This is a genomic window from Pigmentiphaga sp., from assembly GCF_033795525.1.
Lineage (GTDB): Bacteria > Pseudomonadota > Gammaproteobacteria > Burkholderiales > Burkholderiaceae_B > Pigmentiphaga.
In genome coordinates, this window is record NZ_JARYGM010000002.1 from 678,459 (window position 1) to 692,310 (window position 13,852).

At 63.8% G+C, this 13,852-nt stretch carries 13 protein-coding genes; 4 read left to right on the forward strand and 9 right to left on the reverse strand.

What is annotated here, in order from left to right; all coding sequences use genetic code 11:
* Position 1: 1 nt before the first annotated feature.
* Together QHC78_RS07955 and QHC78_RS07960 are read right to left on the reverse strand one after the other, a co-directional pair.
* Complete coding sequence (locus QHC78_RS07955; protein WP_319743338.1) at positions 2–268, reverse strand: hypothetical protein; 267 nt, start codon at positions 266–268, stop codon at positions 2–4.
* A complete protein-coding gene (locus tag QHC78_RS07960) occupies positions 265–5,733 on the reverse strand; it encodes a LysM peptidoglycan-binding domain-containing protein (RefSeq protein ID WP_319743339.1) in 5,469 nt (1,822 codons plus the stop codon). Before QHC78_RS07960 ends, QHC78_RS07955 begins: the two co-directional genes overlap by 4 nt.
* Positions 5,734–5,878: 145 nt before the next feature.
* On the opposite strand from QHC78_RS07960, the gene QHC78_RS07965 reads away from it, so the two are divergent.
* From QHC78_RS07965 to QHC78_RS07975, 3 genes are all read left to right on the forward strand, one after another.
* Positions 5,879–6,091 carry a hypothetical protein gene (locus QHC78_RS07965; RefSeq protein ID WP_319743340.1) on the forward strand — a complete coding sequence of 71 codons (213 nt, stop codon included), beginning with the start codon at positions 5,879–5,881 and terminating at the stop codon, positions 6,089–6,091.
* Positions 6,088–6,183: an integrase core domain-containing protein gene (locus QHC78_RS07970; protein WP_319743341.1), complete on the forward strand. Its 96-nt coding sequence runs from the start codon at positions 6,088–6,090 to the stop codon at positions 6,181–6,183. Before QHC78_RS07965 ends, QHC78_RS07970 begins: the two co-directional genes overlap by 4 nt.
* An 81-nt stretch (positions 6,184–6,264) precedes the next feature.
* Positions 6,265–6,600, forward strand: coding sequence for an addiction module antidote protein (locus QHC78_RS07975; RefSeq protein ID WP_319743483.1), 336 nt, complete (start codon positions 6,265–6,267; stop codon positions 6,598–6,600).
* Here QHC78_RS07975 and QHC78_RS07980 read toward each other — a convergent pair.
* From QHC78_RS07980 to QHC78_RS08005, 6 genes are all read right to left on the reverse strand, one after another.
* Positions 6,557–6,982: a hypothetical protein gene (locus tag QHC78_RS07980; protein WP_319743342.1), complete on the reverse strand. Its 426-nt coding sequence runs from the start codon at positions 6,980–6,982 to the stop codon at positions 6,557–6,559. The two genes, QHC78_RS07975 and QHC78_RS07980, sit on opposite strands and share 44 nt — an antisense overlap.
* A gap of 63 nt (positions 6,983–7,045) precedes the next feature.
* Positions 7,046–8,041, reverse strand: coding sequence for a TraI/MobA(P) family conjugative relaxase (gene traI, locus QHC78_RS07985; RefSeq protein WP_319743343.1), 996 nt, complete (start codon positions 8,039–8,041; stop codon positions 7,046–7,048).
* Positions 7,998–9,629: a glutamine-hydrolyzing GMP synthase gene (guaA, locus tag QHC78_RS07990; RefSeq protein ID WP_319743344.1), complete on the reverse strand. Its 1,632-nt coding sequence runs from the start codon at positions 9,627–9,629 to the stop codon at positions 7,998–8,000. The genes traI and guaA overlap by 44 nt, the downstream gene beginning before the upstream one ends.
* 94 nt (positions 9,630–9,723) lie before the next feature.
* On the reverse strand, positions 9,724–11,184 hold the full coding sequence (gene guaB / locus QHC78_RS07995) for an IMP dehydrogenase (protein WP_319743345.1): 1,461 nt from the start codon (positions 11,182–11,184) through the stop codon (positions 9,724–9,726).
* Between the two features lie 201 nt (positions 11,185–11,385).
* Positions 11,386–11,730, reverse strand: a complete 345-nt coding sequence (locus tag QHC78_RS08000) for an RnfH family protein (protein WP_319743346.1) — start codon at positions 11,728–11,730, stop codon at positions 11,386–11,388.
* The gene (locus QHC78_RS08005) at positions 11,723–12,154 is read right to left on the reverse strand and encodes a type II toxin-antitoxin system RatA family toxin (RefSeq protein ID WP_319743347.1); all 432 of its coding nucleotides are present in this window, start codon (positions 12,152–12,154) and stop codon (positions 11,723–11,725) included. The genes QHC78_RS08000 and QHC78_RS08005 overlap by 8 nt, the downstream gene beginning before the upstream one ends.
* A 175-nt stretch (positions 12,155–12,329) precedes the next feature.
* Between QHC78_RS08005 and smpB the strand changes: the two genes are divergently transcribed.
* Entirely contained in the window at positions 12,330–12,791 is a 462-nt protein-coding gene (smpB, locus tag QHC78_RS08010) for an SsrA-binding protein SmpB (protein ID WP_319743348.1), read from the forward strand.
* Between the two features lie 84 nt (positions 12,792–12,875).
* On the opposite strand, the gene QHC78_RS08015 is transcribed toward smpB, so the two are convergent.
* Positions 12,876–13,814 carry an SPFH domain-containing protein gene (locus QHC78_RS08015; protein ID WP_319743349.1) on the reverse strand — a complete coding sequence of 313 codons (939 nt, stop codon included), beginning with the start codon at positions 13,812–13,814 and terminating at the stop codon, positions 12,876–12,878.
* Between the last annotated feature and the right edge of the window lie 38 nt (positions 13,815–13,852).

Consider the following 13,852-nt stretch of genomic DNA (forward strand, 5'->3'; position numbering starts at 1 on the left):
GCTAGTTAATGCCTCTCTTGTAGTCGTAAGCAAGGCTGACCATTTCTTGAACAAACTGTTCATCACCTGGCCAGTCAATCAAAGCACGTGGATACGCAGGCACGTGGTCGCGACGTTCGACAGCGCCGCGCATAGCAATTAACTCTGCCTTCAACTTCGTCAGCAATTTCGGCGACAGTGGCGCGTTAGCTCTCATTTGATGCGCTCCCAACGCACTATCGACGCGAGTGATGGCCGCATCAATTCTTTCTTGAATAGAACCGGTCATCGCAAGCTTCCATACTTCCACGGCTGCAAGATATACATTTGCTGAGCCCCGCCGGTATATTGTAGGCCGAAATCAAACTGCGGCGCAGCAATGCCTCTAAGGTATGTCGTACCTGGCTTCACTTGCCACTGCTGAATTCCAGTCATTCCATTCCACTCATGGGGCAAAGCTAATCCGGAGCGGTTTGTTTGGGGCGTGAAGGTCTCAAAGAGATATGAGCCCAAAGGCTTCGCATTCTCGCCAAAGTCGTGGAACCGCAATCCAAATAAGTTGTCGCCAGCCGTCTTGACAGACATGGTCGAAACATCAAACGACTGAAGTACTTCGACGCGTGTCGCTCTGTCGACATTCATCGACTTCAGGTATGCAGACGCATCTCTAACGCCTTGGTACGCGTCAGGACGTTGCGAGAGGGTGCGCCCCCCGACTGCAGCGTCCACAGCTGCTGATGTGCCAGTATTGCCAAGCCCCAACGCCCGCAAACTTTTTACCGCACCCGTCACCCCCCCAAGCGCCAACGCCCCCACGGACATCGACCCCATCGCGCCCAGGTTCGATTCATCAAAATCATACCCCGCCTCACCAAACCCCTGCGCCATATAGCCCGCCACCGCCGCTTGCCCCCGCGTGATCGCATCGCCCAGCGGCGTCATCATCACGGCTTCCCGCAGCGCAAACGCCACCGGCCCAGCCGCCACATCCAGCGCCTTCAACGCAAGCTTGGCCAAGGGGTTGCGGTCTATCTCTTCGCCTATCCGCTGGACCACCCGTCCCGCCCCGACCGCCATGTCGTCTACGGTGTAGTGGCCCAGGAAAGGACTGCTGGCGCTTGCCGAGACCACCACCGTCGGAAGGGGCGGCAATGACACCACGAACGGATCAGCCGTGATGCCCGCCAGGGTGCTGGGCACCGACGGGTTCAACCCTGCCGTGCCGGCCTGGACCGGCTCACCAAACAAGGGAGCGAGGATCTTCATCGCCCCCTCGACATCCGCGGCAGAGACCTTCTTATCCAAAGCAAGAAAATCAGCAGCGATGCCTCGGCGGGTATCGGCCGAGTACATCTTCCCCTGCGGCCCCACCGCCCAGGCCGCGCGCGCCAGCGTATTGAGCGTGCCCGGTTCCTCCCAGATCTCCTGGCTGAACCGCGCGCCCAGCGCGTCCATGACCTCCAGATCCCGGACGCTGACGTGCTTTAACGCATCGGCGGCGCTTGCCGATACCAGTCGGTCGGCGACCGCGTTGCCGACCGTGGAACCCACCACGTCCTGCACGATGCTGTCCCACGAATCGCTCAGGCTGCCGCCTCGGACCAGCGCGCTGCTGACCCCCGCCGCCAGGCCGCTGCCCGCCGCGCGCAGGGCGGTCTGCGCCGCGTCCCTGGCGAAGAAGGCGCTTTGCAAGTGCCCGTTGACCCCGCTGGACAGGGATGCCCAGCCTTGCTCGCCGTACTGCAGCTCCCCGATCGCGTTCGAGGCCTGGTAGGCCAGGCCGCCGGCAACGGCCGAGGCCGCAACGCCCTTCCAGTCAAAGCTCGACTGCAAGCCCGTGACCACACCCACCCCTTGCGTGGCGACCGAGCGGATGCCGCCCAGTGCCGCATGGGCTGCCGTCTGGCTGCCCAGCGCGTTGGTCAGCGGGGACATCAGGCCCTGGCCGAGGCCGGCGGTCGCGCCCGCTCCGATCGCGCCCAGGGCAACCCCGGTCCAGCTGAACTTGTCCTGCACACCGGTCGCCATCCCCACGGCCTGGCCCAGCACCGACCCCACCGCACCGCCAACCACCGCCGATGCAATGCTTCCGCCCGCCAAAGCCGTCGCGCCCGCGGCCATCGTCCCGGCCACGCTCGCCACGGCGGTGGCCGCTGTCGCGCCGGCCACACCCACTGCACCGGCCGCACTCGCCGCGCTGGCACTAACCGTCATCCCCGAGGCCAGCACCGAACTGGCCAACCCCGCCGTATAAATCGTTGCCACCACCGCCACCACAATGGCCAGCACCTGCCCGAAGCCCCCGCATCCGCCCCGCCCCGGCGGCGGCGGCGCGGCCGGCAGCGTGGGGCTGGTGTCCCCCAGCGCCAGGCCCGGGTCGTACGGCTTGTACGTCTCGGACGTGTTGTGGATATTGGTGACCTTGTTGGGCACGCGCAGCACCGTGCCCGCCACCAGGGTCTCGTTGCCGCTTAGCCCGTTCGCATCGGCCAGCACGTACCACATCGAGCCGTCGCCCCACAGCTGCGTGGCGATGCTGCGCAGGCTGTCCCCGCCGCGCACCGTGTAGCTGCCGGGCGCCGCGCCCGGATAGCCGCGGTTCACCGGCAGGTAGTTCTCGTCGAAGTCCGCCGTCGCCGTCGGCTTGAACCGCTTGTAGTAGTCCTCGGCCTTGGTCTGCTCCGGCGTGGTTCGCGCCAGCTCTTGCGCGTAGTTGACCGGCTCGACCCCGTCGTTGCCCACGTTGCCCACGCGGTGGCCGCTTAGGTAGTAGTACGAGTGCGAGCGGTTCGCCACCGCGCCCACCAGCTCGCCGGCGCTGTTGGTGGACGCGCCCAGGTACTCGTTGCGCCGCAGCACTTGCCCGTCCCCGTCCACCACGTAGCGGAACTGGCGTTTGCCCTCCACGTCCGTGGCCGTCTTGGCGTGGCCGTTCACGTCATACGTAAACCGCGAGAACCCCGCCGCCCAGCCCGGCGTGCTGCCTTCGGCCTGGAGCTTGATTTCCGTCTGCTTGGCGTTGTCCCACCATTCGTAGCTGTAGGTGGTGGTGGTCTTGGCCGAGTTCCCGCCTTCGGACACCAGGCGGGACAGCGTCCCGTCGCCCAGGTAGCTGTACGTGGTCAGGCGGCCGGTGGTGCTGTCGGTTTCGGTGGTTTGCAGGTTGTCCGCGTCCCAGGTGCGGGTTACGTCGGTGCGCACCGTATTGTCGGCGTTGCGTTCGATGTAGTGCGTCACCCGCCCGGCCGCGTCGTTGACCCGCTCGGCCCGCACCACACCATCCATCGTGACCGTGGTCAGGCCGCCGTTCGCATCGTAGGCATAGGTCTCGGTATACCCGGGCGTCTGGCCCGTGCTGGCATACGTGGCGGATTTGCGCTGGCCATCCTTGAAGTAGGTCAGCGCTACGCCGTCCCCAGTGGTGCCGGCCACGATGGTGGTCGCCGAGCCGCCCCGGCTGCCCGCCAGCTGGCCCATAGCGACCACGAACCGGTTCATCTCGTCGTAGCGGTACCAGTAGTCCTGCTCGGCCTGGGTGTTACCCAGGCCGTCGGTGTAGCGGCTGTATACGCGGCGCCGGTTGCCGACCTGATCGTACTCGTACGAGATGGTGTAATCCCCGCCTTCGATGGCGGTGACGCGGTTCAGCGCATCGTATTGCACCACCGAGCTTTGCAGCGGCGTGCCGTTCTGCACGGCATAGATTTCCCGGGTACGGTTGCCGTCATCGTCGTACTGGAAGCTGGACTGCGTGTTGGTCCCGGCGTCGGTAATGGAGTGCAGCAGGCCGTTGGCAAAGTACTGGTAGCTGATCGATTGCCCGCTCGTGCCGGTCTGGCTGGCGATCAGGCCCGCCTTGTTGTAGGTGTAGGTGAACACGTGGCCGCCGAAGTCGGTGTGCGTGACCACCCGGTCGAAGGCATCCATCGTATCGGTGCTGGCCAGGCCTTCGGCATTGGTGGTGGTACGCACCCAGCCGCCGCCCCGCACGCCGTCCAGCCCCAGGGTTGCGGCGTTGAAGCTGTAGGCGTAGGTGGTGGTCCGGCCCTGGGCCGAGACGAACTTGGTCACCCGGCCCAGGATGTCGTAATAGGTCTTGCTGCGGTGGCCCAGCGCGTCCGTGCTGGCAATGCGGTTGCCCGCCTGGTCGTACTCGTAGCTTTCGGTGGAGCGGACATTGCCGTTATTGGGGTCTACCGGGCGCTGGACCTGGAGCAGCCGCCCCATGGCATCGTAGGTGTAGTCGGTGCGCCGGTTCTCTTCGTCAACGGTATAGCGCATGTTGCCCAGCACATCGAAGCCGAACTTCTTGGTGCCGCCGTCCGCATGCCATTCCTGCACAACGAAGCTCTTGCCGTCCGGCCTGACACGCCAGGCCTGCTTGTTGACTTTGCCGTTGGCGTCCTTGACACCGGTCAACTGCCCCAGCAGGTCGTAGTAGAAAGTCGTCTCGGGCCGCCCGACCACCTTCGCGCCGTTGGCCAGCGTATAGCTAACCGTAGGCAGCTTCTTGCTGGTCAGCATGCCCAAGGCGTTGTACTTCAAGTCGGTAACGTTGCCCCGGCCGTCCGTTTCGGAGATGACTTCGCCGAAGGCGTTATAGGACTGGCGGCGGTGCACCGTTGCCCCCTCGGTGGAGTAGCCGCTCCACATCCACTGGGCCTGGCTGTTCGATGTATTGCCCGGGTCGTGCAGCTTGAAGTAGCCGCTGTTCCTGGCCAGGACATAGGGTTCGCTGCTGGTTGTGCCGCCGGACACATAAACGTCGTAGTAGTACTCGTATTCCTGGTCCAGCGCGGCCTGGGTCGGCGGCCATTTGAAGGTCGGGTACTGGATGTCGGTCGTGATCGTTTCGGCAAAGAAGACATCCTGGCTGTCTTTGAGCCGGTAGCGCATCTCGATATGCGTGATCTGGCCCATGGTGGCAGGGTCGTACTGATCGTTCTGCAGGTCGAATACCAGCGATGGCGGAATCGCTTCGCCGGTGAAGGTGACCTGGAACGTCGAGGCGCCAAGGTTGAGGCTGGCCTGGCTGCGGAATACCTGCCTGCCCAGGTTGTCCGCGGCCTCGAGCTTGATCTGATAGATGCCGGGCGCCAGCCCTGCTTCCAGATAATCGAAATAGAACGCGCCGTCTCCGGTGCGCTTCAATGCGATGGTGCCGGTGGCGCCTGTCGGGGAGGTATAGCTGGCCGTGACCGTCTCGGTGGAGGTCGGCCAGCCTCTGAGCACAACCGCTGAACTCTTGGTATGTGCGTATTGAAACGACAGCGCCTGGCCCGCGACACCGCCGGTTACCTCCCCAAGCGAATTCTCCGCACTGTCGAACATCTCGATATGTATCGGTGCCGACAAGTTGGCGCCCAACAGGCTCCAGCTGAAACTTCCATTCTCCGCCCACGCGTAGTGATTGACGGATGCCGCGCTTCCGCTGGTATTGGTGTAGGACACCCGGATACGGAAAGCGCGTGCCGCGTCGCTCGAACTGCGCAAATCGAAGACATCGATGGAGTTCGCCAAGCGCACATACAGTCCGGTCTGGTCGACCCGCCAGCCGGTACCGGAATAGCTCTGGGCCGCAGAGGCCGACAACCTAGTCAAATAGGTGCTGGCATCGGTCGTACCCAGGTTCATGGTGTAGAAATCGTGCTTGACTACCCTGCCCTGGCTGTCGGTGGACACCAGCAGCAGGTCATAGGTTCCACGGGCCAGACCCCCTACGTCAGCGGTAATGAACCCTGGGTGGTCCTGCACGCCAGAAGGGCCAGGGGCAGAGAACTGGTAGGTAGAGAGGCGCTGAAAATTGCCGTTTTGCGGCCGGTAGTACAGCGTCTGGCGAGCCGCGGCGGGTGCTGCTCTGGAACACGCTCTGATCGCCCGCTTTGGAACGCTGGGGCGCGTGCCGATGCCGTTTCTGCTGCGCTCGGACAACGGCTTGGTTTTTACCTCGCGCAGCTACACCGCCCTTGCGCGCAGCTACAGCTTACGCCAGGAGTTCATCACGCCGCACTGCCCTCAGCAGAACGGCATGATCGAACGGGTGATCCGCACGCTTAAGGAACATGCGTGCACCGGCATCGCTTCGAGACGATCCAACACGCCAGCCGCGTGATCGGCGACTGGATACGCTTTTACAACGGCCGACGCCCGCACCAGGCGCTTGGCATGAAGACCCCGGCTGAGGCATTTGCATTAGCCGCTTAACCTGAGCAGGTTCTGCTGGGTCAATACATGACGCTCAACGCAATGGCCGAACTGGAAGCCGGGAAAGGCGAGCGGTTCGACATGGCAGAGCTATGTAGCGAGGTGAAATTCAGCCGCTACGACAGCGCGGACTATCTCAAGACCGAGGACGACATTGCGGCCTATATGGAGGCCGTCATGGAGGAAGGCGGCGACGATCCAGCCTATATCGCCACCGCGCTTGGCGTGGTCGCTCGTGCGCGGATGCTAACCCAGCTTGCAAACGATGCCGGCATGTCTCGCCGAGAACTCATAGGCGCGCTCACCGCCGACCCTCCCGCCAGCGCAGCAACAGCGGCCAAGATCGCGCGGGCGCTCGGTATGAATCTCAACATCAGTTCACCACTCGCACCGTCGGCGTCAGCATCGCGCCGATGATCGAAAGTACGGCCCATATGATCAGCAACGGCATTCCGAAATACCCAATGGCGAAAAAGAGCGGCAATTGAATAAAGCTGCCGCCGATGCCATAAGCAAGGTTGGTCTTCACTACGTTGTTGATCGCTATACCGATCAAGATTACCGCACCAATTCCCAAAACAACCCAGCCGTTCAACGGGTCGCCGTGGGACTTGAGCGCCGACAGATGCCAGTGATAGCCACCTGCGATCATCAGGCATGACGCCACGATGGCGATAAAGGTAGCCTTCGTGAAAAAGCGGTGTCCGAATTTTTCCTGCACGTGTTCATCGAACGCGATCAGGATCACCAAAATAAGAAATAGCGCTGCCAAAACGCCAACAATTTTAAGCATCAACATAGATGTTTCAGTCCTTTTTCCTTCGGAACACGTCGGCTGCCGTCATTGGCAGCGCCAAGAGCTTCAAAGCTCGATTCCCTTTCCTTTCGTGTTCGCCCTTCCTCGGGGTAAGGCTGGCATTATCGATCCAACGGCAGATCGTTTTGGTTGCTGGACCGCCTCGGCCGCGCGCCGTGTCATTTCCATCGCCGGATCGGCGAACGTAACTCGGATTTTGTGCATGGCTGCGAGCTGGGCCACGTCGCGCCGGAATTCCTCGGTGCCGCGAACGTCGAGGGCCCGGCCCTCGAACGGCTCGACGGCCAGCGATAACGCGACAAGGGCCGCGCCTGCCGTTGCGATACGCTCGCCCTCGCGTGCGCGCTCGGTCTTGATCGCCGTAAAGCCCTGCTTGCGGCCGACGATAGCGGCCTGCCGCTGCCGCTGATACTCGGCGAAAAGCGCGGTGCTGGCCGGGTGTGGCTGTCGCGGTCGCGGCTCGTATCGCTTGCGAGCCTGAGTCGGGCTGTTCCTGTCGGGCTCGAATGGTCCTAGCCGGTCGGTTAGCGCCTTCATGGACAGGTCGCGCCCGCATTCGCTGGCCTTGCACCACAAGCCTAGACCAGTATCGCCGATGACAAGGCCCGCGCCGCGCGGTTTGATCTGTAGGCCATGCTCGGCCAATGCCGCGTGTAGCGCCTGCCAGTTAACAACCTTGCGCATGGCGGGGGCGACCTCGCGGGTCACTTTCCCTATGAAGCTTTCCACCCCGGCATGGGCTTCTATGTCATTTACCGAACCCATTGTTTTGTCCGCCTGTCGCTCGGTCAATCCGTGGTTGGTGCACTGTAGGCCGTGGATGTTTTCGAGGCGTTCGCACGCCTCCATGAGCCGTTGCTTGTCAAAGAACGGCTCGATGTTTTGCAGCCCCGTGGGGTGGACCTTGTTGATAGCGACGTGCACGTGCAGGTGATCGGTGTCGATATGCACTGCGCTGATGCGCTGATGATTGTGCCAGACGGTGCCGGACGCCGGATCACTCCCACTCGATCGTCGCCGGCGGCTTCCCCGAAACGTCATAAACCACCCGGTTCAATCCCCGGACCTCATTAATAATCCGGTTCGAAGCCCTCCCCAACAACGCATACGGCAAATGCGCCCAATGCGCCGTCATGAAGTCGGTGGTCTGCACCGCGCGTAGCGCGACAACGTAGTCATACGTCCGCCCATCCCCCATCACGCCCACGGACTTCACGGGCAGGAACACGGCGAATGCCTGGCTGGTCAGGTCGTACCAGCTCTTGCCGACCTCGTCCGCGGCGCACAGGCCCGCGGCGGCGTCCTGCTCGGTCGCGCGCGTGCCACGCAGTTCCTCGATGAAGATTGCATCCGCGCGACGCAGCAGGTCCGCATATTCCTTCTTCACTTCGCCCAGGATGCGCACGCCCAAGCCGGGCCCGGGGAACGGGTGGCGGTAGACCATGCCATGCGGCAGGCCGAGCGCGATGCCGAGCTTGCGCACTTCGTCCTTGAACAGTTCGCGCAGCGGTTCGAGCAGTTTCAGGTGCAGGGTGTCGGGGAGGCCGCCTACATTGTGGTGCGACTTGATGGTGACGGCCTTGCCGGTCTTGGCGCCGGCCGATTCGATCACGTCGGGGTAGATGGTGCCCTGCGCGAGCCATTTCGCGCCTTTGAGCTTGGCGGCTTCGCGCTGGAAGACTTCGACGAATTCCTTGCCGATGATCTTGCGCTTGGCTTCGGGGTCGCTCACGCCTTGGAGCTTGCCCATGAAGTCGTCCGTGGCGTCCACGTGCACGATCTTCAGGCCCATGTTTTCGGCGAAGGTCTGCATGACCTGCTGGCCTTCGTTCAGGCGCAGCAAGCCGTGGTCGACGAATACGCAGGTGAGCTGGTCGCCGATGGCCTTGTGGATCAGCGCGGCGGCCACGGAGGAATCGACGCCGCCGGACAGGCCCAGGATGACTTCGTCGTTGCCCACTTGCTTGCGGATGGCCTCGACCGCTTCGCTGACGTAGTCGGGCATGTTCCAGTCGGTGCCGCAGCCGCAGATCTCGTGCACGAAGCGGGACAGCAAGGCGTGGCCCTGCACGGTGTGGGTGACTTCGGGGTGGAACTGGACGCCGTAGTAGCCGCGGTCGACGTCGGCCATGCCGGCGATGGGACACGAGGCGGTGGATGCCATGAGCTTGAAGCCCGGAGGCAATTCGGTGACTTTGTCACCATGGCTCATCCAGACTTTCAGCATGCCGTGGCCTTCCGCAGTCGCGAAGTCCTCGATGCCGTTGAGCAGCGGCGTGTGGCCGTGGGCGCGGACTTCGGCGTAGCCGAATTCGCGGTGGTCGCTGAAGCTGACCTTGCCGCCCAATTGCATGGCCATGGTTTGCATGCCATAGCAGATGCCGAGCACGGGAAGGCCGGATTCGAACACGGCCTGTGGGGCGCGCATGGAGGCTTCGTCATAAGCCGAGGCGTGGCTGCCCGACAGGATGATGCCTTTCAGGCCCTTGGCCTGTTGTTCGCGGATGAAGTCGTCGGAAACGTCGTACGGATGGATTTCGCAGTAGACCTGCGCTTCGCGCACGCGGCGGGCAATCAGTTGGGTGACTTGGGATCCGAAGTCCAGAATAAGTATGCGGTCGTGAGACATATGCTAGCCGAGCGAGCCGCCGGGCCGCCCCAAGGCGGGCGACAAGCGCCGCCCGGGGGGCCGCGAACGCGGCGTGTGAATGGGCCGGACCATATCAGTCCATCCGGTAGTTGGGGGCTTCTTTGGTGATCTGTACGTCGTGGACGTGGGATTCCCGGATGCCGGCGGCGGTGATCTGCACGAATTCGCTCTTGGTGCGCATTTCGTCGATCGTGGCGCAGCCGCAATAGCCCATGGAGGCACGCACGCCGCCGACCAGCTGGTAGATGATGCCGAGCACGCTGCCCTTGTAGGGGACGCGGCCTTCGATGCCTTCGGGCACGAACTTGTCGGAGTTGTTGGCCGGGTCCTGGAAGTAGCGGTCGGCCGAGCCGTCGGCCATCGCGCCCAGGCTGCCCATGCCGCGGTACGACTTGTACGAGCGGCCCTGGTAGAGGACGATTTCGCCCGGGGCTTCGTCGGTGCCGGCAAACATGCCGCCCATCATGACGCTATAGGCGCCGGCCGCCAGCGCCTTGGCGATGTCGCCCGAATAGCGCACGCCGCCGTCGGCGATCAGCGGCACGCCCGTGCCTTCCAGGGCCTCGGCCACGTTGGAGATGGCGGTGATCTGCGGCACGCCCACGCCGGCCACGATGCGGGTGGTGCAGATGGAACCGGGGCCGATGCCGACCTTGACCCCATCGGCACCCGCCTCGACCAGCGCGCGGGCGGCCGCGCCGGTGGCGATGTTGCCACCGATGACCTGCATTTGCGGATAGTGCTTCTTGATCCAGCGCACGCGCTCGAGCACGCCGGCGGTATGGCCGTGCGCTGTGTCGACGATGATGACGTCCACCCCGGCGGCCACGAGCTTCTCGACCCGCTCGTCCGTGCCCTCGCCCACCCCGACGGCCGCGCCGACGCGCAGCTTGCCGTGCTCGTCCTTGCTGGCGTTGGGGTTCTCGGTGTTCTTGATGATGTCCTTGACGGTGATCAGGCCGCGCAGCTCGAAGTTGTCGTTGACCACCAGCACGCGCTCCAGGCGGTGCTTGTGCATCAGCGCCTGGGCTTCTTCGAGCGATGCGCCTTCGCGTACCGTGATCAGGCGTTCGCGCGGCGTCATGACGGTGCGGATGGGCTCGTCGAAGCGGTCCTCGAAGCGCAGGTCGCGGTTGGTGACGATACCCACCACCTGCCGCCCCTCGACCACCGGCAGGCCGGAAATACCGTGCTGGCGCTGCAGCTCGATGACCTCGCGGACCTTCATGTGCGGAGCGATGGTGATGGGATCGAGCACGACCCCGGCCTCGTAGCGCTTGACCTTGGCGACTTCGCGCGCCTGTTCGTCCGCGGTGAGGTTCTTGTGGATGATCCCGATCCCGCCTTCCTTGGCCATGGCGATGGCCAAGCGCGATTCCGTAACGGTGTCCATGGCGGCGGATACCAGCGGAATGTTCAGCGAGATTTCACGGGTCAGACGGGTTCGAAGACTGGTATCGCGGGGCAACACCGCAGAATATGCGGGCACCAACAACACGTCATCGAAAGTAAGCGCTTTTTGTACGAGACGCATCGAGCAACCCCTTGCCGCAATAAACCCAGTATTGTAATTGAGAGCGGCGGGTTTCGCTGTCCGCCCCCTGCTGTCAAGAGGGTTTATATGCGGGAAAACCCACAGGCGCCGCGGCAAGGCGCAGGCCCCCCGGGAACGCGATGGAAGAGCAGCCCGGGCGGCCCGCGCCAACCGGCGGCTACGCGGCCGCCCACCCGCCTGCTACCGGCCCCGCGCGGCCGGGCGGCCTGCCCGGGCCGTCGCGGCTTTGTGCTCGGCGCGACGGCGGCGCGACTCCTTGGGGTCGAACACCAGCGGGCGGTAGATTTCCACACGGTCATGGTCGTGCAGCACGTAGTCGCTGCCCCGCCGGCGGCCATAGACGCCGGTGCCGCATTGCTGCGGATCGAGCTGGGGAAATTCGCGGCAAAAGCCGCTGGCCGCGATGGCCTCGCCCAGGGTGGCGCCCTGAGGCAGAACCAGGTCCCGCATCCAGACCCCGCCCGCAGCCGCATAGCAGACACAGACCGACACGCTACCCGGCGCTTGCCCTTCCCCGCTAGCCATAACAGACTTCGGCGCGCTGGGTGAAGGCGTCGATAAAACTGGTGGCGATGCGGTTGAAGACCGGCCCGACCAGCGCCTCGAGGGCGCGGCTGGAGAACTGGTACTGCATGGTGAAGACCACCTTGCAGGCATCGTCGGCCAGGGCGTGGAATTCCCACACGCCCTCCAGCATGGAAAACGGCCCCTCTACCAGATCGAGCTGGATGCGGTCCGGGTAATGGTGCGTATTGCGTGTGGTGAACCGGTGCCGCAAGCCGGCGAACTGGATCACGACCGAGGCGCGCATGCCGTTTTCGTCGCGCTCATGCACCTCGGTTCCGCCGCACCAGGGCATGAACTTGGGATAGTCCTCGACCTTGGCTACCAGATCGAACATCTGGGGGGCACTGTAGGGGACCAGGACCGAACGTTGCACTTTATGCATGCGTAGATGAGCCGGTTGGGCAAATTGCTAGAATGATTCATTTTACCGGGAGGGAAAGTCATTTCCTCCTGGCCCCGCCCGCGCCGCCTCGAGCGCCGCCGGTGGCGGAGCCGCACGGCCGGCCCCGGGGCACCCCCGGCCGGGAACGTGCGGCGTGACGGAGAGCACCGACGTAATGAGCATTATCGAGAACCGCAAGGCGTTCCACGACTACTTCATCGACGAGCGCTTCGAGGCCGGCCTGGTCCTCGAAGGCTGGGAGGTGAAGGCGATTCGTGCCGGGCGGGTGCAGCTCAAGGAAAGCTACGTCATCGTGCGCGACGCCGAGCTGTACCTGCTGGGCATGCACGTCAGCCCGCTGGAAACCGCCTCTACCCACATCCACCCGGATGCCACGCGCACGCGCAAGCTGCTGCTCAAGGCCGAAGAAATCCGCAAGCTCATCGGCAAGGTCGAACAGCGCGGTTTCGCGCTGGTGCCGCTGAACCTGCACTACAAGAATTCCCGCATCAAGCTGGACTTCGGACTGGCGCGCGGCAAGAAGCAATACGACAAGCGCGACACCGAGCGCGAGCGCGACTGGCTGCGCGAAAAGGCGCAGATCATGAAGCACGATACGCGGCGCAACGCCTCCTGACCGCGTATGCCCGCGCGGCGGCTGCCGGCGGGCCGACCGTGACCGCATCGGGCGGAACGTGCGTCCCGTCCCGCGACACCGGCCTCAGTTGGGCGCCTTGGGCGCCCCTTCCGTTCCCTTGACGACCGTCAACGCCGACGCGATCAGCCCGCTGATGTCGCTGACATTGGCCGGCACGATCAGCGTATTGTTGGTCTTGGCCAGGTTGCCGAAGGCATCCACATAGCGTTCCGCCACCTTCAGGTTGACGGCTTCCATTCCGCCGGGATGACGGATCGCCTCGGCAACCTGGCGAATCGCCTGGGCCGTGGCTTCCGCCACCGTCACGACGGCCGTGGCCTCGCCCTGCGCCTGGTTGATCTGGGCCTGCTTTTCCCCTTCGGAGCGGGCAATGGCCGCCTCCCGCTCGCCGGTCGCGATGTTGATCTGTTCCTGGCGACGGCCTTCGGAAGCCGCGATCAAGGCGCGCTTTTCCCGCTCGGCAGTGATCTGCGCCTGCATGGCGCGCAGGATCTCGGCGGGCGGGGTCAGGTCCTTGATTTCATAGCGCAGCACCTTGACGCCCCAGTTCAGCGCAGCTTCGTCCAGCGCATTGACGATGCTGCTGTTGATCTGCTCGCGCTCTTCGAAGGTCTTGTCGAGTTCCAGCTTGCCGATGACCGAGCGCAGCGTAGTCTGCGCCAGCTGGGTGATGGCGACGATGTAGTTGGACGACCCGTAGGAGGCGCGCATGGCGTCGGTGACCTGGAAATACAGGATGCCATCGACCTGCAACTGGGTATTGTCCCGCGTGATGCAGACCTGGCTGGGCACATCCAGCGGGATTTCCTTGAGCGAATGCTTGTAGGCCACGCGTTCGATGAACGGGATCACGAAGCCCGCGCCGGGAGACAAGACCCGGTCGAACTTGCCCAGCCGCTCTACCACCCAGGCATGTTGCTGCGGCACGATCGCGATCGATTTGACGACGACGAGGATGGCCAGGAAAAGTATGACCAGCAGGACGATGGTGGATGCGCTCATGGTGTTTCCTTGTGGATTCTTGGTATTGCCGGCGGCCC